General features: G+C 71.8%; 26 protein-coding genes. 15 read left to right on the top strand and 11 right to left on the bottom strand.

Annotation, left to right across the window (positions count from 1 at the left end):
* Window positions 1-775 (bottom strand): cellulose binding domain-containing protein (locus ACZ6RT_RS34750; protein ID WP_470158210.1); only part of this gene is annotated, 775 nt, incomplete at its 3' end.
* A 762-nt stretch (window positions 776-1,537) separates the two neighbouring features.
* On the opposite strand from ACZ6RT_RS34750, the gene leuE reads away from it, so the two are divergent.
* Window positions 1,538-2,227, top strand: coding sequence for a leucine efflux protein LeuE (gene leuE, locus ACZ6RT_RS34745; RefSeq protein WP_470158208.1), 690 nt, complete (start codon window positions 1,538-1,540; stop codon window positions 2,225-2,227).
* On the opposite strand, the gene ACZ6RT_RS34740 is transcribed toward leuE, so the two are convergent.
* Window positions 2,184-2,573 (bottom strand): luciferase domain-containing protein, encoded by a 390-nt coding sequence (locus tag ACZ6RT_RS34740; protein ID WP_399187180.1) that lies wholly within the window; start codon window positions 2,571-2,573, stop codon window positions 2,184-2,186. The two genes, leuE and ACZ6RT_RS34740, sit on opposite strands and share 44 nt — an antisense overlap.
* Window positions 2,574-2,875: 302 nt before the next feature.
* Here ACZ6RT_RS34740 and ACZ6RT_RS34735 point away from each other — a divergent pair, with 302 nt between their 5' ends.
* From ACZ6RT_RS34735 to ACZ6RT_RS34725, 3 genes are all read left to right on the top strand, one after another.
* Window positions 2,876-3,520, top strand: coding sequence for a VC0807 family protein (locus ACZ6RT_RS34735; RefSeq protein WP_470158206.1), 645 nt, complete (start codon window positions 2,876-2,878; stop codon window positions 3,518-3,520).
* Between the two features lie 76 nt (window positions 3,521-3,596).
* The gene (locus tag ACZ6RT_RS34730; protein ID WP_470158205.1) at window positions 3,597-4,073 is read left to right on the top strand and encodes a TspO/MBR family protein; all 477 of its coding nucleotides are present in this window, start codon (window positions 3,597-3,599) and stop codon (window positions 4,071-4,073) included.
* A gap of 176 nt (window positions 4,074-4,249) precedes the next feature.
* Window positions 4,250-4,879, top strand: a complete 630-nt coding sequence (locus ACZ6RT_RS34725; protein WP_399187183.1) for a DedA family protein — start codon at window positions 4,250-4,252, stop codon at window positions 4,877-4,879.
* A gap of 18 nt (window positions 4,880-4,897) precedes the next feature.
* Here the strand turns inward: ACZ6RT_RS34725 and ACZ6RT_RS34720 are convergent, their stop codons facing one another.
* Window positions 4,898-5,317, bottom strand: a complete 420-nt coding sequence (locus tag ACZ6RT_RS34720; RefSeq protein ID WP_399187184.1) for a lipocalin-like domain-containing protein — start codon at window positions 5,315-5,317, stop codon at window positions 4,898-4,900.
* A gap of 210 nt (window positions 5,318-5,527) precedes the next feature.
* Between ACZ6RT_RS34720 and ACZ6RT_RS34715 the strand changes: the two genes are divergently transcribed.
* The 3 genes from ACZ6RT_RS34715 to ACZ6RT_RS34705 all read left to right on the top strand — a co-directional run bounded on the left by ACZ6RT_RS34715 (window position 5,528) and on the right by ACZ6RT_RS34705 (window position 8,698).
* The gene (locus ACZ6RT_RS34715) at window positions 5,528-6,358 is read left to right on the top strand and encodes a DMT family transporter (protein WP_470158203.1); all 831 of its coding nucleotides are present in this window, start codon (window positions 5,528-5,530) and stop codon (window positions 6,356-6,358) included.
* Between the two features lie 11 nt (window positions 6,359-6,369).
* The gene (locus ACZ6RT_RS34710) at window positions 6,370-7,581 is read left to right on the top strand and encodes a glycosyltransferase (RefSeq protein ID WP_470158201.1); all 1,212 of its coding nucleotides are present in this window, start codon (window positions 6,370-6,372) and stop codon (window positions 7,579-7,581) included.
* A gap of 184 nt (window positions 7,582-7,765) precedes the next feature.
* The gene (locus ACZ6RT_RS34705) at window positions 7,766-8,698 is read left to right on the top strand and encodes an acyl-ACP desaturase (protein ID WP_470158199.1); all 933 of its coding nucleotides are present in this window, start codon (window positions 7,766-7,768) and stop codon (window positions 8,696-8,698) included.
* A gap of 21 nt (window positions 8,699-8,719) precedes the next feature.
* On the opposite strand, the gene ACZ6RT_RS34700 is transcribed toward ACZ6RT_RS34705, so the two are convergent.
* A complete protein-coding gene (locus ACZ6RT_RS34700; RefSeq protein WP_470158197.1) occupies window positions 8,720-9,937 on the bottom strand; it encodes an MFS transporter in 1,218 nt (405 codons plus the stop codon).
* Between the two features lie 165 nt (window positions 9,938-10,102).
* A complete protein-coding gene (locus ACZ6RT_RS34695) occupies window positions 10,103-11,401 on the bottom strand; it encodes an MFS transporter (protein WP_470158196.1) in 1,299 nt (432 codons plus the stop codon).
* 54 nt (window positions 11,402-11,455) lie between these two features.
* Between ACZ6RT_RS34695 and ACZ6RT_RS34690 the strand changes: the two genes are divergently transcribed.
* From ACZ6RT_RS34690 to ACZ6RT_RS34675, 4 genes are all read left to right on the top strand, one after another.
* A complete protein-coding gene (locus tag ACZ6RT_RS34690) occupies window positions 11,456-12,616 on the top strand; it encodes a LacI family DNA-binding transcriptional regulator (RefSeq protein WP_470158195.1) in 1,161 nt (386 codons plus the stop codon).
* A gap of 389 nt (window positions 12,617-13,005) precedes the next feature.
* A complete protein-coding gene (locus ACZ6RT_RS34685; protein WP_470158193.1) occupies window positions 13,006-13,863 on the top strand; it encodes a TIGR03619 family F420-dependent LLM class oxidoreductase in 858 nt (285 codons plus the stop codon).
* A 169-nt stretch (window positions 13,864-14,032) separates the two neighbouring features.
* Entirely contained in the window at window positions 14,033-14,533 is a 501-nt protein-coding gene (locus ACZ6RT_RS34680) for a SigE family RNA polymerase sigma factor (RefSeq protein WP_399187192.1), read from the top strand.
* The gene (locus tag ACZ6RT_RS34675; RefSeq protein WP_470158192.1) at window positions 14,530-15,324 is read left to right on the top strand and encodes a hypothetical protein; all 795 of its coding nucleotides are present in this window, start codon (window positions 14,530-14,532) and stop codon (window positions 15,322-15,324) included. Before ACZ6RT_RS34680 ends, ACZ6RT_RS34675 begins: the two co-directional genes overlap by 4 nt.
* 317 nt (window positions 15,325-15,641) lie before the next feature.
* Here the strand turns inward: ACZ6RT_RS34675 and ACZ6RT_RS34670 are convergent, their stop codons facing one another.
* Both ACZ6RT_RS34670 and ACZ6RT_RS34665 read right to left on the bottom strand, forming a co-directional pair.
* Window positions 15,642-15,857, bottom strand: coding sequence for a DUF397 domain-containing protein (locus ACZ6RT_RS34670; RefSeq protein WP_399187194.1), 216 nt, complete (start codon window positions 15,855-15,857; stop codon window positions 15,642-15,644).
* Between the two features lie 15 nt (window positions 15,858-15,872).
* Window positions 15,873-16,733 (bottom strand): helix-turn-helix domain-containing protein, encoded by an 861-nt coding sequence (locus tag ACZ6RT_RS34665; RefSeq protein WP_399187195.1) that lies wholly within the window; start codon window positions 16,731-16,733, stop codon window positions 15,873-15,875.
* A gap of 200 nt (window positions 16,734-16,933) precedes the next feature.
* On the opposite strand from ACZ6RT_RS34665, the gene ACZ6RT_RS34660 reads away from it, so the two are divergent.
* Together ACZ6RT_RS34660 and ACZ6RT_RS34655 are read left to right on the top strand one after the other, a co-directional pair.
* Window positions 16,934-17,233, top strand: a complete 300-nt coding sequence (locus ACZ6RT_RS34660; protein ID WP_470158190.1) for a hypothetical protein — start codon at window positions 16,934-16,936, stop codon at window positions 17,231-17,233.
* Between the two features lie 5 nt (window positions 17,234-17,238).
* Window positions 17,239-17,655 carry an ATP-binding protein gene (locus ACZ6RT_RS34655; protein WP_399187758.1) on the top strand — a complete coding sequence of 139 codons (417 nt, stop codon included), beginning with the start codon at window positions 17,239-17,241 and terminating at the stop codon, window positions 17,653-17,655.
* Here ACZ6RT_RS34655 and ACZ6RT_RS34650 read toward each other — a convergent pair.
* Both ACZ6RT_RS34650 and ACZ6RT_RS34645 read right to left on the bottom strand, forming a co-directional pair.
* Window positions 17,648-18,487 carry a hypothetical protein gene (locus ACZ6RT_RS34650; RefSeq protein ID WP_470158188.1) on the bottom strand — a complete coding sequence of 280 codons (840 nt, stop codon included), beginning with the start codon at window positions 18,485-18,487 and terminating at the stop codon, window positions 17,648-17,650. The two genes, ACZ6RT_RS34655 and ACZ6RT_RS34650, sit on opposite strands and share 8 nt — an antisense overlap.
* Window positions 18,488-18,553: 66 nt before the next feature.
* Entirely contained in the window at window positions 18,554-19,075 is a 522-nt protein-coding gene (locus tag ACZ6RT_RS34645) for a hypothetical protein (RefSeq protein WP_470158186.1), read from the bottom strand.
* Window positions 19,076-19,293: 218 nt separating this feature from the next.
* Here ACZ6RT_RS34645 and ACZ6RT_RS34640 point away from each other — a divergent pair, with 218 nt between their 5' ends.
* Window positions 19,294-20,184, top strand: a complete 891-nt coding sequence (locus tag ACZ6RT_RS34640) for an NAD(P)-dependent oxidoreductase (RefSeq protein ID WP_470158184.1) — start codon at window positions 19,294-19,296, stop codon at window positions 20,182-20,184.
* A gap of 102 nt (window positions 20,185-20,286) precedes the next feature.
* Window positions 20,287-21,090 carry an inositol monophosphatase family protein gene (locus ACZ6RT_RS34635; RefSeq protein WP_399187200.1) on the top strand — a complete coding sequence of 268 codons (804 nt, stop codon included), beginning with the start codon at window positions 20,287-20,289 and terminating at the stop codon, window positions 21,088-21,090.
* Between the two features lie 140 nt (window positions 21,091-21,230).
* Here the strand turns inward: ACZ6RT_RS34635 and ACZ6RT_RS34630 are convergent, their stop codons facing one another.
* Together ACZ6RT_RS34630 and ACZ6RT_RS34625 are read right to left on the bottom strand one after the other, a co-directional pair.
* Window positions 21,231-21,761, bottom strand: a complete 531-nt coding sequence (locus tag ACZ6RT_RS34630) for a class I SAM-dependent methyltransferase (protein WP_470158182.1) — start codon at window positions 21,759-21,761, stop codon at window positions 21,231-21,233.
* Between the two features lie 133 nt (window positions 21,762-21,894).
* Window positions 21,895-22,965 (bottom strand): protein kinase family protein, encoded by a 1,071-nt coding sequence (locus ACZ6RT_RS34625; protein ID WP_470158181.1) that lies wholly within the window; start codon window positions 22,963-22,965, stop codon window positions 21,895-21,897.
* Window positions 22,966-23,071: the final 106 nt, after the last annotated feature.

Genomic DNA, 23,071 nt, shown 5'->3' with positions numbered 1-23,071 from the left:
CGTACACCCGGTACCCCGTCACCGAACCCGACGACGCACCCCACGACAACGCCACACTGCTCGCCGACGCCGTCGCCGACACCGCACCCGGCTTGCCGGGGGCACCGCCGGTGCAGCCGGTCGTGGTGACCGTGACCGGGTCGCTCTTGGGACCCTCACCCGCGGAGTTGTAGGCCGCGACCGCGTAGGTGTGCGCCTCGCACGAGCCCAGCCCCGACACCGTCGCGCTCGTCCCCGACACCGCCGCCCGGACCGACGAACCCTCGTACACCCGGTACCCCGTCACCGAACCCGACGACGCACCCCACGACAACGCCACACTGCTCGCCGACGCCGTCGCCGACACCGCACCCGGCTTGCCCGGGACGGCGGGGCCGCTGCCGCCGCCGCAGGGCGCGCCGTTGAGGGTGCAGCCTGCCGGGGTGGCGCCTCCGGGGCTCGCGATGAAGCCGAAGCTCACGCTCGCGCCGGGGGCCAGGGTGCCGTTCCAGCCGAGGTTGGTGAAGGTGAAGCGCTGGCCGCTGCGGCTCGACGTCGCGTCCCAGGAGGAGCTGACGCTTCCCCCCGCCGGGAGGTCGAAGGCGACCGACCAGCCGTTGATCGTGGTGGCGGTGCCGTTGGTGATCGTGTACTTGCCCTCGAACGCCGAACCCCACTCGGAGGTCTTGACGAAGACGGCGGTGGCCGAGGCGGCCTGGGCGGGTGGCGCGACCACCATCGCCAGGACGAGGGCCGCCAGGGCGACGAGGGAACGAGCGATGACGCGTGGTTTCACGGTGGACCTCATGTGTTCGGTGGGGGTGACCGTACGGCCGCGCCACGCGGGGGGTGCGCGAGGGCGGACGTGGACGCGAGCCGTACGGCGAGGTGGGCACGGTCCCGTACGGGGATCGTGCCGTGGATCGGCGAGGGATCAGGAAGAGCGGCGGAGGGCGTCGGGGGGTGACGGGGAGGCCGGGCTCACCGGGCCGGCGTCACCGGTGTCGTCCGGGGTGGCGTGCCCGCTCGCGGGACGGGGCTCACGGCGGCCGGGGCTGTCACGGCGGCCGGAGCGGTTGCCCGGGGAACTGTCACGGCGGCCGGAGCGGTTGCCCGAGGGGCGGGTACGGTGGCCCGCGAGGCGGCCGGGGCCGCGGGGCCCGTCGCGGCCCGCCCGCGGAAAGGGCTTGCAGCCGATGTCAGGACGAGTAAGGAAAAGGTGCGCCGCATGATCGCTCCCATGGACGGGAAACCTGGGGGGTGAGGCGTCCGGACGGTCGGACCTTCGGTGGTGACGGCTGCCGTCACCGGGTTTTCGCAGCTCGCAGCGGGGCCGGAGGGGGCGGACGGGCCATCGGCTCTCCCGTTCTTCACTTCTTTTAGGAAAGTTTCCTAAGAGTTGCCGTGATCGTAGCCTTGACACGGATTCGCCACAAGGCCCAAAAGTCGGATACGCGAATTATGGGCGGCGGTAAGGACCTTCGTACCGGTACGGTGGTGTCCCTCCTGCAGTGCCCTCGCCTGCAGCGTCCCCGCGCAACGCCCATGGAGCGGCACCATGTTCTTCGGCATCGTCGACATCTGGACCTACGTGGTCGGCGCCTTCTTCATCGTCATGCTGCCCGGCCCGAACTCGCTGTACGTGCTCGGCCTCGCCGCCCAGCACGGGGTGCGGCAGGGGTACCGGGGGGCCATGGGGGTCTTCCTCGGCGACGCGGTCCTGATGGTGCTCGCGGCGGCCGGGGCGGCCTCGCTGCTGACGTCGACGCCGATCCTGTTCGCCGTCGTCAAGTACGCCGGGGCGGCCTACCTGGTCTGGATCGGGTTCCAGATGCTCCGGTCGGCCTGGCGCTCGTGGCGCTCCCCCGCGGCTCCCGGCTCCGCGGGCTCCGCGGGCTCCGCGGGCTCGTCCGAGGCCGCCGGGGCGGCGGGAACGGCCCCCGTCCGGAACCCCTTCCGCAGGGCCCTGGTGATCAGCCTGATGAACCCCAAGGCGATCCTGTTCTTCATCTCGTTCTTCATCCAGTTCGTGGACCCCGGCTACGCCACCCCGGCGCTGTCCTTCCTGATCCTGGGCGCGATCTGCCAGGCGTTCAGCGCCCTGTACCTGTCGGTACTGATCTTCGGAGGGGCGTTCCTGGCGGCGCGCCTGCGGGCCCGCCGGCGGCTGTCGGCCGGGCTGCGGACGGGCGCGGGCGCGCTGTTCATCGGTTTCGGCGCGAGGCTGGCCACCGCGAGCCTCGGCTGACCGGCCCGCCCTCGCTGACCTTGATCGCGACGCTGACCAGCGAGAGGAACAGCTCGGCGTCGGCCCGGCCCTCGATGTCCATCGACACCCACCCGGCGTCGGTACCGGGGGTGATGCGGTGGCAGTCGGTGAGCACCCGGGCCCACCGGTCGATCACCGCGGTGGTCAGGAGCAGCTCGGCGGTGTTGTCCCCCGGCATCCTGACGATCTCCCGCCCGTGGGTGCGGAACCCCAGTCCCCGGCGGGTGCGTTTCAGCGCGAGGTCGGGCCAGCAGATGAGCTGGGCGGCCACGTTCGCGACGCCCTCGGTGGAATGGCCGGACGCGCGCGTGCGCAGCACTGGCATGTCTCAATCGTCGCGGACCCGACCCCACGAGGAAAGCTTTCGTTTCCCAACCGTTATCGACATAGCGATCCTCTTCATGAATCGTAATGATCTGTACGCTTCATAGATTCCTTGGGGTGGTATCAGCCGGTTTTCAGGAGGACATGGCACGGCGTCAGGTACGGTGAGGCGCCGATGAACAACGGAAACAGCCTCTGCACACGCCTGTCCGGGTGTCCGCGTGACGAGTCCGATCCGCTCGTGACGTGCCGCGACCGGCGTGAACGCCCAGTGCCCGCCGCCGCACCGTCCCGTGGAGCGCCATGAGCCACCAGCCCATCGTCCTCCCCCGTCTCGCCGCGCTGGCCAGACAGGCGGCACCGAAGATCCTGGAGGGCGTCATCGCCCCCCTCGCCGTCTTCTACGCGGCGCTCGCCGTGCTCGGCCTGAAGGGCGCGCTCATCGCGGCGGTCACCTGGGTGTACGCCGGGGTGGGCTGGCGGCTGGTCCGCCGCGTCCCGGTGCCGGGGACGATGGTCCTCGCCGTCATCGCGATCACCGTCCGCGCCCTGCTCGGGTTCTGGACCGGGAGCGCGGTCATCTACTTCCTCCAGCCGGAGCTGGGCACCATCTGCATCAGCATGGTCTTCCTCGCCTCGGTACGGCTCAACCGGCCGCTGGTGCAGAAGCTGACCCTGGACTACATCCACCTGCCCGCGGCCGTGCTGAAGCACGAGCGGGTCCGCCGGTTCTTCGCCCGCATCACCCTGCTGTGGGCCTTCGTGCTGCTGACGAACTCCGCGGTGAGCATCTGGCTCCTGCTGCACCAGTCGATCGGCACCTACCTGCTGGTCCGCACCGCGGCGGTGGCCGTGATCAGCGGCCTGGCGGTGCTGTTCTCGGTCCTCGCCTTCCGCCGGGTGCTCGGCCGCCTGCACCACGACCCGGTCCCCGCCCCGTCGGCCTGACGGCCTTCCCTGACGCCTGCCCTCCGCGGGAAACCGCCGGACGGTAGAGGCGCGAACGACGGGGCAGGAGGTCCGTATGGTCATCGCAGGGCAACACCCGAAACGCTGGGCCGGGCTCCCGGTCTTCATCGTGGTCCTCGCGCTGGTTGCGGTCGTGGGATCGCTGGCGGCCGTGAACGCCGGTGGCGAGTACCTGTCGCTGGAACGGCCGGACTGGGCACCGCCGCAGTGGCTGTTCGGCCCTGCCTGGACGGTCCTGTACGTCATGATCGCCCTGTCCGGCTGGCTCGCCTGGTCGGCGGCCGACCTGACACCGGCGCTCGGCGTGTACGCGGTCCAGCTGGTCCTCAACGCGGCCTGGACACCGCTCTTCTTCGGCGCCGGGCGGTACGGCCTGGCGTTCGCGGAGATCGTCGTCCTCTGGCTCGCGATCGTGCTCACCATCGTGCTGTTCCGGCGGATCAGCCGCCCGGCCGCCTGGCTCCTGGTGCCCTACCTGGCCTGGGTGACGTACGCGGCCGCGCTGAACTTCGCCATCTGGCAGCTCAACTGAGCCGTGCGGCCTCCGGTTCTCCGGGGCCGGGCTCCGATCTCCTGGTGATCTCAGGGATGTGATCGGGAACTTCGGGGTCCGTCCCCGATGTCCCCGGCTCGACGGGACGCCAGCGTGGTGCGCGAGAGACCTCTCTCCGCGACCACGCCCCCGCATCCCCGAGACCGGAGACCCGCATGACGCAGACCATCCTCGACCTCCTGCACGACGTGATGACGTCCCCCTGGATCTATCTGGCGTTGTTCGCCGTGGCGCTCCTGGACGGGTTCTTCCCCGTGGTCCCGGCGGAGACGGCCGTCATCACGGCCGGGGTGTTCGCCGCCGCCACCGGCGCGCCCGACCTGCCGCTGGTGATCGTGGTCGCCGCGCTGGGCGCCTTCGTGGGCGACCACGTCTCCTACCTCATCGGGCGTACCGCCAACGGCCGGTTGCGCGACGGCAGGCGCAGCCGGAAGGCGTTCGCGTGGGCGGAGAAGGCGCTCGCCGAGCGGGGCGGGCTGGTCCTGGTGGTGGCCCGCTACATTCCCGGCGGCCGGACCGCCTGCACCCTGACCATGGGCGCGGTCGCCTACCCCCGGCGCTCGTTCGCCCTGTTCGACGCGGTGGCGGCGGTGTCCTGGGCGGTCTACTCGGGGCTGATCGGCTATGTGGGCGGCGCGGCCTTCGAGAACGACCCGATCAAGGGGCTCCTGCTCGGCCTCGGCATCGCCGTGACGGTCACCGTCATCGTGGAGGTCGTCCGCCACCTGCGGCGCCGCGGCGCCGTGGCGGAGCCGGCCAGGGCCCTGGCCGGCTCCCGCGACTGACCGCCCGGCGTCCGGACGTCATGACCTCCTCCAGATCACGGTGTGCCAGGAGCCTCCCTCGGCCGCGGCCAGGACCAGCCGGTCGTCGTCGGCGTTCAGCTCGCGGACCTGCACCACACCGGCCAGGGCCGGGTCGATCGCCACCTCGATGTCGTGGGCGATCTGGCCCGCGCGGACCTCGTACCGGCCCGCGTAGGCGAGGAACGGGGTGGGCGCCCGCTCCGGCTCCCCCCGGGACGCCGCGCTCGGGCTCTGCCCGCCCTCGCCGCTCTCCACCGGCGACGGGGCGCCTTCGCCCCGCGCCACGGTCATGCTCATGTACCCGTCGGGGGTGTAGCAGAGCAGGCCCACCGCGTCCCTGCCGAAGGGATACGAGACCTTGCTCCCCGGACCGCCGATCCGCCACTCGACCAGGCGCCAGGCGCCCACGAGATTCATGCCCGCGAAACTACGATAAGAAAAGCCAGCGGGTCAACAGCCCCGACGCGAAACTCGGGGAATCCCCACGGAAGTCAGGGTGAACCCCTATGGCTCCGGCGAGTGCGGCCGGGGCACGCTTCCACTGTTCACCGCACGACCCCCACCGGACGCCTCCGCGAGGCGATCCGGCCATTTCGCCATGTCTTCATCTGTCCGTGAGGAGTGCGCATGACCGTGCTGGCGGCAGGGCTGGCGTTGCTCGGGTCCCTGTTCTTCGCCCTGGGTGCCGCCCTGCAGCAGTTCGAGGCCGCGCGCACCTCGCCGGCCGTGCTCGGACGGCTGGTCAGGCGGCCCCGCTGGCTGCTGGGCGGCCTGTCCATCGCGGCCGGCACCGCCCTGCACGTCGTGGCGCTGAAGTACGGGCCGCTCACCCTGGTCCAGCCGATGGGCGTGGCCAGCCTGCTGTTCGCCCTGCCCTGCGCCGCCGCCCTGCAGCGGCGCAGGCCGGGGGCGCGCGAGCTGGCCGCCGCGGCCGTGATCGCCACCGGCCTGGTCGGCCTGGTGCTGGTCGTGCCCACCCACACCGGCGAGCCCCACCTGTCCACGGCCGAGGCGGTGGTCCTGCTCGCATGGGCCTCGGCCGCCGCCCTGGCGCTGTACGTCACGGCCCGGCACGCCTCGCGCGCGGTACGGGCCTGCCTGCTCGCGACCGGGGCGGGGGTGCTCTACGGGGCGACCGCCACGCTCACCCGCGTCCTGGTCGACGGTGAGTGGGAGCCGTGGTTCCTGCTCGCCGTCCCGATGCCCGCCCTGCTCGCGCTGGCCCTGCTCCAGCGCGCCTACGCCGTCGGCCACTTCGGCGTCGCCTTCGCCGCGCTGCAGGTGGCCGACCCCCTCACCGCCGTCGCCTTCGGCGCCCTGCTGCTCGGCGAACCGCTGCCGACCGGCCCGGTGAGCACGCTCACCGCGCTGGTCGCCGCGGCGCTCACCGCGGCCGGGACCGCCGCGCTGGCCCGCACCACCCCGATGTCCCCGTCGCACGAGGCGACGGCCCCATGAACGGAGCACCGATGGCCCTGTCAGTCGCCGCCCCCGCGCCGGCACCGTCCCTCGTCGCCACCCGGCCCCGCCGGGTCCTGATCGGGACGGACACCTACCCGCCGGACGTGAACGGCGCCGCCTACTTCACCCATCGGCTGGCCACCGGCCTGGCCGGGCGCGGCAACGAGGTGCACGTGGTGTGCGCCTCGGACGACGGCCCGTCCAGGACCGAGCAGGTGGAGGGGGTGACCGTGCACCGGCTGCGCTCGGCGCCGGTGCTCGTCCACCCGACCATGCGGATCTCGGTGCCGGCCCGGCTGGACCGGCTGATCGACGAGATCGCGCCCGACGTCGTCCACGTGCAGGGACACTTCGTCGTCGGCCGCGCCGCGATCTCCGCCTCCCGGCGCGGCGGCGTCCCCGTGGTGGCGACCAACCACTTCATGCCGGACAACCTCTTCCAGTTCGCGCGCGTCCCCGAGCCCCTTCGCGAGCGGGCGGGCGCGCTGGCCTGGAAGGACTTCAACCGCGTCTTCTCCCGCGCCGACCGCGTCACCACGCCCACCCGCATCGCCGCGGGCCTGCTCGCCGGCAAGGGCTTCGGCACCCCGGTGGAGGCCGTCTCCTGCGGCATCGACCTGACGCGGTTCCGGCCGCGCGCCGAGCCGAGAACGTGGTCCCGGCGGGCCTTCGGGCTGCCCGAGCGGGACACGATCCTGTTCGTCGGCAGGCTGGACGAGGAGAAGCGGCTGGACGAGCTCATCCGCGCCCTGCCGATCGTCCTCAACACCGCCGACGCGCAGGTCGTGCTGGCCGGCACCGGCGGGCGGCGGGACGCGCTCGCCGCCCTGGCCGACCGGATCGGGGTCGGCGACCGGGTCGCCTTCCCGGGCTTCGTGCCCGACGAGGCCCTCCCGCAGCTGTACGCCGCCGCCGACGTCTTCGCCATGCCGGGCGTCGCCGAGCTGCAGAGCATCGCCACCCTGGAGGCCATGGCCAGCGGACTGCCGGTCGTCGCCGCGGACGCGATGGCCCTGCCCCACCTGGTACGGCCCGGTCAGAACGGCCGGCTCTTCCAGCCGGGTGACGTACGGGAGCTGGCCTGGCACCTGGGCGGCCTGCTCGCCTCTCCGCAGGCGCGCACCGCGATGGGCGCGGCGAGCCGGGCCATCGCGCTGACCCACGACGACCAGGCGTCCCTGGCCAGGTTCGAGGCGATATACCAGGAGGTCGCGCGCTGAGCGACCCGGTCCGTCACGGTCGCGCGCACGGCGGGCCCGCGTACGGCGGCCCGCCCTCCCGCCCACCGGGGGCGGATCCCCGCACTCCGGACCTCGGCGAATGAGACATGGAGCACGTACCCGTGCCAGGTCTACCTACGCTAACGTAGGTTACGGTCGCGTAGTCTCTGAGGGAGAAGGCCTGATGCGCACGTTCAGTGAGACCGAGCTGCTGCTCGAACTTGAGCCCGTCGTCGCGGGGGAGCTGGATCGCCACCACAGGATGGCCAAGGAGTGGTTCCCGCACGAGTACGTGCCCTGGTCGCAGGGGCGTGACTACGACGGGATCTTCGGCGGCGAGGCCTGGGCCGAGAGCGACAGCCGGATCCCCGAGGACGCGCGCATCTCCCTGATCGTGAACCTGCTGACCGAGGACAACCTCCCCAGCTACCACCACGAGATCGCCACCACGCTGGGCCGCGACGCCGCGTGGGGCACCTGGGTGCACCGCTGGACCGCCGAGGAGGGCCGTCACGCCACCGCCATCCGCGACTACCTGACGGTCACCCGCGCGGTCGACCCGGTCGCGCTGGAGCGGGCCCGGATGGTGCACATGGGCGAGGGCTTCACCAACTCCTACGAGGGCGTGCTCGCCTCGGTGGCCTACGTCTCCTTCCAGGAGCTCGCCACCCGCATCTCGCACCGCAATACCGGCATGGCCTCCCAGGACCCGGACTGCGAGCGGCTGCTCGCCCGGATCGCCGCCGACGAGAACCTGCACATGCTCTTCTACCGCAACCTGCTCGCCTCGGCCTTCACGCTCGCCCCCGACCAGACCATGCGCGCCGTGACCGACGTCGTCACCACGTTCCAGATGCCCGGCACCGGCATCGAGGGCTTCACCCGCAAGGCCATGATCATCGCCAACGCCGGCATCTACGACCTGCGCCTGCACCTGGACGACGTGCTCCAGCCGGTCCTGCGCCAGTGGGACGTGTTCGACCTCAAGGATCTGGGCCCCGAGGGCGAGAAGGCCCGCGAGGAGCTCGCCGAGTTCCTGGAGCGCCTGGAGGTCACCGCCTCCCGCTACGTCGAGCGTCGCGAGGCCCGCCGCGCCCGCCAGGCCGCCAACGCCTGACCGCGTCCGCGCCGCCCGGTCTCAGGCGGCGGTGACCAGCTCGCGGACCGGGCCGCGCTCCGCCTGCGGGAGAAGGCGGCGCAGGAACACCAGCACAAGCAGGGCGGCCGCACCGGTCGTGACCGGGGGCACGAGGAAGGCGACCGAGGGGCCGAAGCCGTCCACGAGCCGGCCCGCGACGGACGCGCCCGCGGCGACGCCCAGGCCGACGGCGCCGTTGAGCCAGGTGAAGGCCTCGGTCCTGACCTCGGCCGGGATGAGGCCCTCGACGAGTGTGTAGCCGGTGATGACGGCGGGGGCGATGACGAACCCCGCCACCGCGGCCCCGCCGTACAGCAGCGGGAGAGTCCCGGCCAGGGTCAGGGCGACGGTGGCGGCGGAGAGCAGCGCCAGGGTGACGGCCAGCCTGACCGGGGCTCCGGTCCTCCAGCGGACGGCGCCGTACAGGAGGCCCCCGGCCAGGCTCGCGCCGGAGAAGCTCGCGTAGACCGGTCCCGCCGCCGCGGCCTGGCCGAGGGCCGCGGTGGAGGAGGTGATGCCGACCTGGAGGCTGCCGAAGACGGTGCCGAGGGCGGCGAACGCCCCGGCGAGCACGGCCACGCCGCGCATCCGCAGCACACCGTGCCGGGAGCGGACCCTGACCGGCATCGGCTCGGGGGCGCCGCCCCGTACCCCGGCGAACGCGAGCGTCCCGGCCACGACCATGACCAGCGCCACCAGCAGCGCCCACACCGGTGAGAACCCGGTCGAGACGGCCACCAGCAGCACCGGGGCGAGGGTGAAGGTCAGCTCGTCGGTGATGGACTCCAGGGCGAAGGCCGTACCGAGCCTGCCCGACCCGCCGAGCACGTGCGCCCAGCGGGCGCGGACCATCGCGCCGATCTGCGGCATCGAGGCCCCGGCCAGCGCCGAGGCGACCACCAGCCAGACCGCCGGGGCGTGCGCCGAGGCGAGCGCCAGCAGGGCGCCCAGCGCGGCGGCGTGCACGGCGATCTGCGGGAGGAGCACCCTGGCCTGGCCGTAGCGGTCGGCGAGCCGTCCGGTACGCGGGCCGACCAGCGCGGGCGCCACGGCCGCTGCCGCGGCGGCGACACCGGCCGCGCCGTAGGAGCCGGTGGACCAGTGCACGAGCAGCAGGACGCCAAGCTGGAGCATCGCGTTCGGCAGCCGCGCGACGAACGCGGGAACGAGGAAGCGCCAGGCTCCGGGCGTGCCGAGCACGGCGAAATACGACCTCAAGGAATCTCCGTCCATCATCCAGACGGAGGCTCCGCCCGGTTCGGGGCCCGCCGGGAGGGCGGGCTTCGACCGGGGTGATACCGCTGTCGCGGCCGCCGAGCGGTCATGGCATGCGTCCGTTCCGGACGCACCAGCCGGTCAGCTTATGCCATGACGTCCTTCACGTCACATTCGGGGATCACCCGGGGGCGTGTCCCAGCGGGAACCGGTGCCGACGGCCGACCGCAGCAGGGGCCAGGCCAGGACCGCGAGCACGGCGGCCAGGACGGCCACGGCCGCCATCGCCCCCGGCAGGCCGGTCGCCTCGGCCCAGCGCCCGACGTAGACGGGCCCGGCGAGGAAACCCAGGTAGCCGACGGTCGTCACCACCGACGTCGCCCTCCCCCGCGCCGCCTCGCCCACGTGCGCCGCGACGACGCTCATCATCGTGGGGTAGAGCACCGCCGTACCGGCTGCGGCCAGGGCCAGCCCCGACAGGACCACCCAGACGGACGTCGCGACGGACACCAGCGCGGTCCCGGTGGCGGCCGTCGCGGCACCACAGACGAGCACGGTCGCGGCGTGCCGGGAGCCGATCGCCCCGGCGGAGAACCGGGTGAGCGCGACGACGGCGGCGAAGACCGCGGGGCCCGCCGAGGCGAGCGCGGGACCGGCTCCGGCCACGTCCGACAGGTAGACCGCGCCCCAGCTCTGGTGGGCGTTCTCCGTGGCGAAGGCCAGCGCGCCCAGGGCGCCGACGACCAGCAGCGGGAACAGGCGCACCGGGTGACCGCGCCGCCCTCCGTCGCGGACGTCCCCCGCCGGGGCCGGGCCGGGCCGGGGGATCGTCGCGATGACAGGGTCGACAGGACCGGCCGGGGCGGCCGGGGTGTTCCGGGCGGCCCCCGCCGCGACCGGACCGGCCCGGAGCGTTCGCGCGTCGGCCGCGATGCCGAGCGCGGCGCCGATCGAGGCCGTCGCGACCAGCAGGAACGGCACGACGACCGGCGACCCGAGGCCGGACGACAGCCCGGTGGCGAGGCTTCCGGCCACCACCATCGTGGAGAAGGTGCCGTGCGCGCGGGTGATGACCGGCCGGCCGGAGGCGCGCTCGGCCGCCCCCGCGGCCGCGTTGATCGCGACATCGGCCGCGCCCGAGACGGCGCCCAGCAGCGCCAGGCCCGCCGACAGGCTCCACACGTCGCGGCTCGCCACGGCCACCAGCGTCCCGGTCACGCCGAGCGCCACCAGCAGGAACGCCCCCACCCGGACTCCCCAGCGGTCGACCGCCCTGCCGGTGACGAGCATCGCGGGCAGCGCCCCCGCGCCGATGAAGAGCAGGGCCGTGCCCAGCTGCCCGTCGGTCAGCCCGGCCTGGTCGCGGATCCCGGGCACCGAGGCGCCCCACACCCCCCAGAAGGCACCGTAGGCCGCAAATCCCGCATAAGCCGTCCGCGCCCGCACACCCGTCATCGTCTCCCGCATCTGTGTAACGATACACAAAAAGTCTGTGTATCGATACACAGCTATCCTCTGACCATGAGCGGACGGACGGCCAGGCGCAGGGTGACCATGGCCGAGGTGGCCCGCGCGGCCGGGGTGTCCGTGATGACCGTCTCGTATGCGTACGGACAGCCCGGGAGGGTCTCCGACGAGGCGCGGGCCAGGGTCCGCGAGGCGGCCGAGCGCCTCGGCTACCCGGGGCCGCACCCCGGTGCCCGTTCGCTGCGCAGCGGGCGTACCGGCAACCTGGGCGTGGTGCTCGGCGAGCACCTCACCTACGCCTTCGACGACCCGCAGGCCACCCGCTTCATGTCCGGTGTCGCCCAGGTCTGCGCCGACCACGGCATGGCGCTGACGCTGGTCCCCGTCACCGGCGGCCCCGCCGACGTCGACCGGGTCACCGAGGCGGCCGTCGACGCCTTCGTGGTCTGGACGACGGCCGACGACGACCCGGTCGTCGACGCCATCGTCGCCACCGGCCTGCCCGCGGTGATCCACGGCGGACCGCGCCGCGAGGGCCTCTCCTTCGTCGCCGCCGACGACCGGGCCGCCGCCACCGCCGTCGGCCGCGAGGTCTTCGCCGGGGCCCGCCGTCCGGGGGTGCTGAGCTTCCCGCTCGACCGCGCCCGCGTCTCCCGCCTCGGCTTCGGCGCCTCCCCCGCGCGCACCTCAGGGGAGGCCGCGTCCTCCCCTGCCTCCGCCGGCTTCGGCGGTGCCGCACCCTCTGAGATCGGCCCCTTGCCGGAGGGAATCGACCCGGACGCCTCGACCTTCCGGGTCACCCGCCAGCGCCTGCGCGGCTACCGTGACGCCTGGACCGGGAGGGGCGGCGACTGGTCGCGGGTCCGCGTGGCCGTCTGCTCCACCAACAGCGCGTCCGAGGCCGAGGCGCTCGCGGCCGAGCTGCTCACCGGCCCGCACGCCTGCGACGCCATCGCCGCGATGGGCGACGAGCTGGCCCTCGGCGTCCTGCGCGCCGCCTCCCGACTGGGCCTGACCGTCCCCGGCGACTTCACGCTCAGCGGCTGGGACGACTCCGCCGCCGCCGCACCCGCCGGGCTCACCACGATCGCCCAGTCCCTGCGCGACCAGGGCGTCCGCTGTGCCCGTACCGCCCTCGGCGTCCTCTCCCCCGCCGACCGCGACAGTGAGGTCCCCTGGACCCTCATCAGGCGCAAGTCCACCCGCAGACCCTGAGGACCCGCCCCTCCGTCCGGCCCGCGTTCCCTCGCCCCGCTCCGGGGGACGTGCACGCCGCGTTCCCTCGCCCCGGCGCCGTGGCCGGACCTGGCGCCTTCCGCGGTCACGGCCGGGGGGGTTGCCTTGACGCCGGTGACAGGGTTCTAACGTGGCCACGACGACCGGCCGCCGGCAGAGGCCGTCGACGGACGACGGGACCGGGCGAGCCTTCATGGCGTCCCCTGCGGCACCGGGTCTCCGTGACATCGAGGCTCGGTGGACCGGGGCTTCGCGACACCGGGGCTCGGGCCTTCCCGGCGCCGGGGCCGCGGCACCGGGCTCCGTGACACCGGCCGTACGAGCCGGTGACCGGCCGTTCATCGCGTCGGCCGACCCGAGGAGTGACGGTGAAGTTCGGAATCAGCTACAGCACGCCCTACCACGGCATCGATCCCGACGGGATCGTGGCCTACGCCCGGCACGCCGAGGACTGCGGCTTCGAGTCGCTGTACGTGCCCGAGCACATCGCGCTCTATCCCGGTGCGATGATCGGCAGTTTCGAGCTCCCGCCGACGCTGCCGTACCTCGATCCGCTCGACTGCCTGAGCTTCGTCGCCGCGGCCACGCGTCGCATCCTCCTCGGGACGGGCGTGCTGCTGCTGCCGTACCACCACCCGGTGGTCCTCGCCAAGCGCCTGGCGACCGTCGACGTGCTGTCCAGGGGACGGATGCGGCTGCTGACCGTGGGGCTCGGTTCCCTGCCCGGCGAGGCGCGGGCGGTGGGGGTCGACTTCGCCACCCGCGGCCGTCGCGCCGACGAGGCGATCGACGTGATGCGGCTGCTGTGGGCCGGTGGTGAGGAGGGCGTCGGCTTCGACGGGCGGTTCTTCGCCTTCGACGACCTGTGCCAGTTCCCCAAGCCCCACGGGACCCTCCATCTGCCGATCCACATCGGCGGATCGAGCCGGGCCGCCGCACGCCGTGCCGGGCTGCGCGGTGACGGCTACTTCCCCGGCGGCGCGCTCGGCCCGGACGAACGCGCCGCCCAGATGGACATCGCCCGATCCGCCGCCGTCGAGGCCGGTCGCGCCCCGCAGGCGCTGGAGTACACGCGGTCGGGATCGATCGACATGACCGCCGACCAGGTCGAGGCGCTGGCGGCGCAGGGGGTGACCCGCATCGTGGTGAGCGCCACCGCCACCGAACCGGACCGGCAACGCGAGGAGATGACCGCCTTCGCCGAGCGGTTCGCCCTCCTCGGATAGGGCCTGTTCCAGAGGCCGGCCGGGATCGGTCGGATCCCCGCCCGTGCAGGGATCACCTCGCCGGGAGCGGCTCAGAGATCAACCCGCGAAACGGTCCTGGTGTCCTGTCACCCAAGCCACCCACCTACGGCGTAGTCCCCGATGAGAGCGGTTCACGCGAAAGGACGGGATGGTGGATGGGTTCACCGAATATGCCGGGCACAGCCATGAGCGATTGTGCCGCACGGCGTACCTGCTCACCCGGAACTGGGCGACGGCGGAGGACCTGGTGCAGACCGCACTGGTCAAGGCGTGGACGGTGTGGCGCAGGATCGAAGGCGACCCCGATCGGTACGTGTACCGGATCATCGTGAACACGCACGCCTCCTGGTGGCGACGGCGCTGGCGGGGTGAGGTGCCCACGGAGGTGGTGCCGGAAGGCTCCGCGGGGCGGGACCTTGCCAAGACGGTGACCGACCGCGAGGCCCTGTGGGCGGCGACCGGCGCCCTGCCCGGGCAGCAGCGCGCGGTGGTCGTTCTGCACTACTTCGGTGACCTCACTCACCAGCAGGTGGCGGACGTTCTCGGATGCTCGCTCGGAACGGTGAAGAAGCAGCTCAGCCGGGCGTTGGCGCGGCTGAGGGTGGATTCGACCCTGCATGACCCGGATATGGAGGAAGCCGTCAGATGACCCGGTACACCGAGAACGATCTGCGGACGGTGTTCGCCGACCACAGCAAGGACGGCCCCGTGCCGCCGCCCCGCCTGGAGCTGATCGTACGGCGAGGGCGCCGGGCGCGGTTGCGCCGCAGAGCGGCGACCGGGGCGGTGCTGACGGGCGCCGCCATAGCGGTTGTCGGCGTGGGCGGCTTCCTGCCGGACGTGAACAGGAATGTGAGCGGCCCGGCCTCCGGCCTCTCCTCCCGGGCGACGATCAGCGCCGAACCGTCTGTGACGATCACGGGAATGAGGGGGGAGACGCTGGCGCTGATCCACTCCGAGACTCATCGGACCATGGGCGCACCGGTGACGGTGGTCTATCGTCCGACCAGCGTCAACACCGGTTACTCCATCCGGTGCACCGACCCGAAGGTGTGGGTGTTGACGCAGCAGGTGAGAACGGGGGAGGCCAGTCTCGGCCGCTGCAACGGATCGGGAGACGGTCCCGACTCCCAGCACGACGAGTTGTCGGTCGCGCCGAGATGGCTCGACGAGCCGCAGAATCTGAAGATCTGGGTGTTCCCGGCTGACGCGCCGATCGCCGAGGGAACTTGGAAAACCGACGGCACTCCCAATCCCGACTACCCGATATACGATCCGTACGCCCCCTGCAAGAAGGTCAACCGCAAGCTGGGCCTCTGTGACGGCAAGTTCATTCAGGACGTGGTCCACATCAAGCCGGAGCGGCTCGCGGCCGTGGTCAAGCGCCGGCAGGGCGAACCATGGACGGTCAAGGTCTACGACAGGCCCGCCGGTTCCTGAATCCGGGCCGATCGGCGAGGGAGTCACCGGTCGGCCTTTCCGACGCGGCCGGGACCGTCCGGCCGCACCGCTCCCCCCGCGGAAGCCAGCTTCCGGAACAGGCCGCGAACATACCGGCCGTTTCCCGGAGGAGCCCATTTGTTCCCTCCCGGTCTCCGAACCGGTCTCATCGCGAGGTCACCCACGCCGGATTCGACTCAATCCGTGAAGCACGGTCCGCCCCGGGCTTTGGACCGGTCTCACTCCAGGAACGAAGCGATCAAGCGACGCAAGACGGAAGTACTCTCCCGGTCTGCAGGGCGGTCGTATCGGCGGGATCAGATTGCCGGATCGTCGAATTCGCCGCTCTTGATGCTGCCGATGAAGGCACGCCACCCGGCAGACGTGAAGATCAGAGCGGGACCGCTTCGATCCTTGCTGTCACGGACGCCGAAACGGCTCGCGTTCAGCGAGGCGACCTCGACACAGTCGGGACCGTTTCCACTGAGGGAGCTCTTCCGCCACACGAACTGGGACAGGTCTTGCGCAGACATTTCATATCCCCTTCATCATGATCGGCCAAGCCGAGCAACCGTCTTCGTGATGAAACGCCGAGAGTCATCGGGGCTCAAGGCCTTGGCGCGCAAGTGATCGAACGCCACCGTATAACGGTAAACGTCCGCTTCGCTCTCTACATATAGGTTGCCTCCAAGGTTCTCCACGAAGACCACCTCGGGATCAGCAGGACTGGGGAACTTCAGGATGTGGAAAGCACCCCCTGTGGCCGTATGGGCTCCAACGGCAAACGGGAGCACTTGCACGGTGATGTTAGGTAGGTCCATCAGCTCAAGGACGCGCTTGAGCTGAGATCGCATCACAGACGAACTCTCGATGACACGACGGAGAGCGGCCTCGTCCAAGACGGTCCAGAAGCACAGGGGATCGTCGCGGAAGAGAAGCGCTTGGCGTGCCATACGAACTTCAACACGACGTTCGATCTCGCCGGGAGGCGACATGACCAAGGCTGCGCGGATGACAGCACGCGCGTAGTCCTCGGTTTGGAGAAGGCCGGGCACAAGGGTCGCTGCGAAGCCGCGCATCGAGGCGGTCTCGGCCTCCAATCCTATGTAGGTGGCGTACTCGGTAGGGAGATCGGCGTACGCCTGCCACCAGCCCTTTTTCCGGGAGTCTCGCGCCAGGTCGATCAGTTCCTCTCGTTTGGAGGCGTCGATCTCGTATAGATCGAGAAGGCACCCGACATCCTTGAGGGTGACACCTACTCGGCACGTCTCGATCCGCGAGACCTTGGTGGCCGACCAGGCAAGTCGCTCAGCGACTTCCTCCAGGGTCAGCTGAGCCCGGTCGCGCAGGCGGCGTAGCTCAAAGGCGAGGCGACGCCTACGTACCGTCGGACTTCCCGTTTTCCTCATGTCCCCCCCATCGGATCGGTGCCAACAGTAACCGACCACGAACGGAGAGTGGCCGCGCTTTTCGAAACGCAATTTGCGTTTTCAGTGGCGCTCCCGGTTGCGACGATGCATGCTCTGTGCGTGCGAGCCGTCACCCTGTGTGGAGAGAAGGCTCCGGTAAGTGCCCATAGGGGACAAATACGTGAAGGGCGGATGATCAGATGAGGGTGCGTGATCTTCGGGGGTGTGGGGGGCACCTGGTGGAGCTGGCCTGGGAGTTGAACGAGCTGGGGGTCGACTCCGTGGTGCGGCTTTCTCCCGACGGACCCGCGAGTATGGAGATCTTCCTGCCGGCCGGACGGCGAGGGTCCGCATCCGGGAAGCGCGGTCGCGACTCGGTGGTCGCCGGGGAGCGGAGGCGCGAGCGGGACGCCCGGATCGGAGCGGGAGAGGCGCGCGAGCAGGACGTCTGGATCGGGGCGGGAGAGGCGCGCGAGCGGGTCGCGGGGGTGACGCAGTGAGGGAGATGGGCCTGCTGGGGCAGGTCGAGGTGCCCGCGCGGGTGACGGCCGTACCGCGCGCCAGGGGTTATGTCCGCGACCTGCTGAAGGCCGTAGGTCACCCGCACACCGACGACGCGCTGCTGCTCGTCACCGAACTCGTCACCAACGCCGTCCGTCACTCCGACTCCGGCCGGTGCCCCGACGGCCGGGTCACGATCGCCGTCGCCGGCCATGATGGAACGCTCCACATCGACGTCGTCGACGCCGGATCGGCCGGATGTCGGCCTCGTCTGTGCGCGGACGTGAGCCCCGAGAGCGGTGGGGGGCGCGGGCTCTGGCTGGTGCAGGAGCTGTCCTCGGCCTGGGGGTGGTACGAGATGCCGGCCGGACGCGTGGTCTGGTTCCAGCTCGGCGGACGGCGACGATCGGCCGTTACCTGATCTCGCCGAGGTCGAAGGCGACGTCGGCGAGAGTGATCGTTCGCACCTTCGGGTCGTCGAGGAGCGGGAGCAGATCCGGGAGTTTCCAACGGTCGACGACGAGCCCGTACACGACGCCCTGCTCGGCCACTCCGGCCAGCCACCAGTCGTACAGATCGAACTCGCTGAGGTCGTCGTTCTCGTCGAGCAGCCCGACCCACCTGCGGAACGCCGCCAGTGCGATCTGGGGCTCGGTTTCGCACTGGTACTGGGGAGGGATCACGGTGTGCTCCTCGGACAGGTCGCGGTTCCAGACGACCTCGCTTGTCTCAGGGTCGTCGCTGGAGTCGTCGTAGTAGCCCAGGGAGTACACGTAGGAGATGTCCGCCCCTCCGCAGAGTTCGTGGCGCCGGTTGAAGGCGATGAGCTGTTCGGTGGTCATCGCGTGCGTGAAATCCACGACCGCGAGGGCGTCGAGCGTTTGGGGAAGCTTTCTAATGATCTTCCGCGCCTCCTCCTTGGTCTTCCGATTCCGCTCTGCGATCTCCCGGTCCTGCTCCGCGACCGTCTGGGCCTCATCCACCGATTTCGCGTCGATGTCGGAGATCCAGTCCAGCGAGTTGATTCCCTCGGTAACGCGGGACGCGTTCGGCCATGTGTCCAGACGCCGTTCCGGGTTCGCGATACGGGCGGCCGTGGCGCGTACCCGGGCCGCCCGCTCCTCGCCGAAGTCGACGAACACCCGCAGAAGCCCCTCGGCCATGTGCAGGGCCATGAACAGCGCCGCGCTGACGGCCAGGACCTTGACGAGGGACCTGCCCACGTACGCCCAGTCGGGTTCCCTGACGTCCACGGCCGCACGCTCCTGCGATCTGGATTCGAATGTCGCCCGGAACGGGCGGGACGGTGGTCCGGGAGGTCAGCTCACGCAGTCCTGGGTCTTGAGCCCGAGGCCGAACTCCCGGAGCCTGTCCCGCCCGTCGACGCCGAAGTAGTAGTACGCCTTGGGGTTGCCCGGCACGGCGGCGTAGTAGCCGTTCAGTCTTCCCTTGGCGTTCGGGTAGGCCTTCTTGATCTGGCGCAGGGTGGAGCCCAGGCCGATGCCCCTGGGCGTGCGCATCCCGGCCGACGCGAAGATGACCGCGACGCCGCGCTTCCTGGAGATGAAGACCCCTCCCGTGTCGCGGGTGCCTCGGTGGGCCTTGTAGGTCCAGCGGGAACAGTGGCCGCGCTCCTTGAGCACGATCTTGCCGGTGGCCTTGGCCTGCGCAGCGGTCATCCCCAGCCTGACGCCGCCGTAGCCGTACGGGCCGAAGGTGCCCGACGCGGTCGCGGCCGCGGTCGCGGGGGCCTGCGCGGCGGCGACGGCTCCCGTCGGGATCGCCGTCACCAGTGCCGCGCTCACGGCCAGAGCCGCCACCGTCGGTCGGATCACCTGCATGCCATTGCCCCGTTCCTGAAACAGTCGATGAGATCGCTTTTATGACGCCGCCCACCGGAGGAAAGTTCACGGCCGGAACCGGAATGTGATCACCGGTCGGGCGGAGGATGCCACACCGGGTCGCGTCACGGACCCGGGCGTACGATCTCGGCTTGACCTCAACCTTGGTCGAGTTCCTAGCGTGATCCGTGATCGGTACGGCACACGAGAGGACGACCATGACCAACGTGGAGAAGAGCGACGACCGGCCCGCGGTGACCGTGATCGGCACGGGCGAGATGGGTTCCGCGATCGCGGACGCGTTCCTGAGGGGCGGGTACCCGACCACGGTGTGGAACCGCACGGCGGGCAGGACCGACGCCCTGGTCTCCAGGGGGGCGCGACGGGCCACGACCGTCCACGACGCGGTCACCGCGGGGCCGCTCGTGATGATCAGCGTCAAGGGCAACGACACCGCCCGCCGGATCCTGGAACCGGCCGGGGGCGCCCTGGCCGGGCGTACCGTGGTCAACCTGACCGACGGCACGTCCGGCGAGATCAGGAAGGTGGCCGCGTGGGCCGCCGACCGCGGGGCGCGGTACCTGCACGGGCAGATCATGACGATCGCCCCGGGTGTCGGGCACCCCGAGGCCGCGGTGTTCTATGGGGGCGACGAGGCGGCGTACGAGCTGTACCGTCCGGCGCTCGGGCTCCTCGGCGGTCGCGGCACCCTGGTCTCGGCCGACGCGGGGGTGCCCGCCCTGTACGGGATGGCCGTGCACGGCACCATGTGGGGGATGCTCAACGGGTTCCTGCACGCGGCGGCGCTGTTGTCGAGCGAGGGCATCGAGGTGAGGCGGTTCCTGGAGCACGCCGGCGCCTCCGTCTCCGCGCTGCCGTCGCTCCTGCCGTCGATCGCCGACGAGGTCGACCGGAGGGAGCACGCGGCCGAGTACGGGGCGCTGCGGCACCACCTGCCGTCGGTCGAGGACCTGGTCGGGGAGAGCCGGGCGCGTGGCATCGACGACGAGCTCCCCGGCTACACCCTGGGCCTGGTGACCCGGGCCGTCGGCGAGGGTCACGCCGACGACGGCTACTCGCGCCTGGTCGACCATTTCGGGAGGCGATGAGCCGCACGCTTCCGCGAACCACCAGAAAGTACGGGAGAGCAGAATCGGTGCGATCCACGCACAGGGGCGATCAGGCGACGAGCCCTTGCATATCCTGTCCACATGACGATCACGGACAGGGATCTGGTCCTCGCGGCGGCACGGGCGGGAGCCGACGTCGTCGGGGCCATGTACGGCACGTCGCTGGAGCGCTTCGACAAGTCCGCGGTGGACTTCGCCACGGCCGCCGACCTCGCGGCGGAGAAGGCCATCCTCGACGTCATCCGCGCGGCCCGGCCGGACGACGCGGTGACGGGCGAGGAGAGCGGGCGTACCGGCTCGGCCGACGCGGAGCGCATGTGGCTGGTCGATCCCCTGTGCGGCACGCTGAACTACGCCGCGCACACCCCGCTGGTCTCGGTGAACGTCGCCCTGCGCGTGGGCCGGGACCTCACCGTGGCGGCCTCGGCCGACCCGTTCGCCGGCGAGGTGTTCTGGACGGACGGCGACCGCGCCCACGTCCGCCGCGACGGCGTGGACGAGGGTCTCACGCCCTCGGCCGGGTCGCGGCTGGTGGACCTCAACCTCGATCCCCCGTTCCCGAACGCGCCGGGCTTCCAGGCGGCCAGGCTGTTCACCGAACCCGCGTTCATGGAGCGCTTCGGGCCGCGCGTCGTCTCCACCACCCTGGCGATGGCCTGGGTGGCCGCCGGCCGGCATGCGGCGTTCGTCACCGACGGCCCCATGTGGGACAACGTGCACTTCGCGAGCGGGATCGCGTTGTGCCGGGCGGCCGGGTGCGTCATCACGGACGTCCACGGCGGGCCGCTGTACGACGGCCCGGGCGGAATGGTCGTGGCGGCCGACCGCGAGACGCACGCCGCGTTGCTCGACCTCGTCGCCGGTCGGTCCCCCGCGGACTCCTGAGCACGGGACCGCGCGGCCCCCCCGACTCGACCCTCTGAGCACAGAACCGCACGACCCTCTGAGCACGGGACCGCGCGTGCCGAGGTGACGGGACGGACCGGGCGCGGCGCCCCGGCATCGTTCACGGCCGCTCACGGCCGTCAGGGGCGGGGGCGGCCCACGACGGACACCAGCCCGGCCCCGGTGGAGGACCGGCCGGTCAGCGTGGTGACCTCGAAGCCGTGCTCCTCCACGACCGGTACCACCGTGTCGATGATCTCGCTCACCCGTTCCGGTACCGGGGGCTCCCAGAACAGGTGGAGGCTCCCGCCGGGCGCGAGCATGCGGTGCAGGGCCTCCAGTTCCCGGGCCGGGGATCGCGTCCAGAACAGGTTGACGTTGATCGAGAAGATCCTGTCGAAGGAGGCGTCGGCGAACGCGGCCTTCTCCAGCGCCGCCACCAGGAAGGTCGCCCTGCCGGCCGACACGTGCCCGGCGTTGTGCCGCCCGGCCGCCTCCACGGCCGCGGCCGACCGGTCGATCGCGGTGAGCGATCCCCGGGTGAGGCGGTCCAGGACGAGCCCGGCCGCGACACCGCGACCGCATCCGATCTCCAGGACGCGGTGGGACGGCACGAGGTCAAGCGTCCCCACCGCCCAGGAGAACCGTTCGGGAACCGATCTCTTCGCCACGATCACATGATGGCCGAACACCACCGGCTCCGGACCCACTCGAAGGAACCGGGCGCACGGCGTCGGTGCCGGGCCCCGGGTCACCTCCCGAACCGGAGGCCCGGGGTGACGGCGTCGACGTACGGGAAGGCGTTCACCGGCCGTCGAAGGCGGGGTATCCCGGCAGCGGGGGAACGTCCCAGCCCCCCGCCACGTCCCGGAGCAGCAGCCGCATCGTCCCGGTGAAGGCCGGGAACTCCTCCAGGGTGCTCGCCATCTCCCAGCGGTGCCTCATCAGCTGCCGTACGGTCGGGGATCGCCGGGTCCTGCTCACCGGCTTGTCGTCCGCCAGGCGCGGGATCAGGTTGACGGTGAGGTTCACCGTCCAGAGCGCGATCGCCCGCCGGACCCCGGCCCGCCAGACCTCGTCCCCGGCCAGCTCCGGGTAGGCCCGGACGACCTCGGCGCGGTAGATCTCCTCGATCTCCTCCGCCACGCCCGGGGGCAGGGAGAAGACGCACCAGCAGCTGGAGAAGGGCATCCGGCAGTAGGCGGCCGTCAGGAAGACCGGCTGGAAGCACGCCGCCTCGAAGTCGAGCAGCCGCAGGCCGCCGGGGGTGATCAGGTTGTTGTCGGGGCAGGTGTCACCGGGCGTGAAGGCGAGGTGGTCGTCCGCGCCGGTCACCGCGAGCCGCGCCAGCTCGTCGGCCAGCTCGCGCGGCACGTCGAGGCCCATCCCGGCGAGCGCCGCGGGGAACTCGGCCGTGCGCCGCACGGCCCACGGCTCCTCGTCCCAGGAGGGCACGCCCCTGCCGTAGCGGGCCGACAGCTCGGCGAGGTCGGCTCGCCGGTGCACCGACTCGGCCGCCAGCCGTCCGAGGCCGCGCGCCCAGGCCGCCAGCCCGTCCAGGGCGGCCCGGGGGTCGTCGCCGAGCAGCACGTCCGCCAGCGTCGGCGCGGACCCGAGGTCCTCCATCACCAGCAGCGGGAGCGAGGGGTGCACGCCCAGCAGGCCGGGACCGCCCAGCCCCATCGAGAGCCCGGCCGCCTCCGCGGTGAAGCCGCGCAGCTCCTCGGGCCCCGAGCCGAACCTCTTGACGACCACGCTGCCGCCCGACGCCGTCCGGCAGCGCAGGACGACGCTGCGCGGGTTGCCCCCGAGGTCGACCGGGTCGGACAGCTCTGTCCCCAGCACCTCTCCGGCGGCGCGCAGGATCGCATCCATCCCGGCATTCTGCCACCCGGTCCGGCCGGTCCGGCGTGGCCGGGGAACCGCCCTCACCTTCGGCGGTTCCCCGGCGCGTCCGGACCCGTGCGCACCGGTCCGCGGC

The organism is Streptosporangium sp. NPDC050148 (assembly GCF_055586505.1).
The sequence above is the reverse complement of the archived record's forward strand: the minus strand, read 5'-3'. Positions and strand labels throughout refer to the sequence as shown.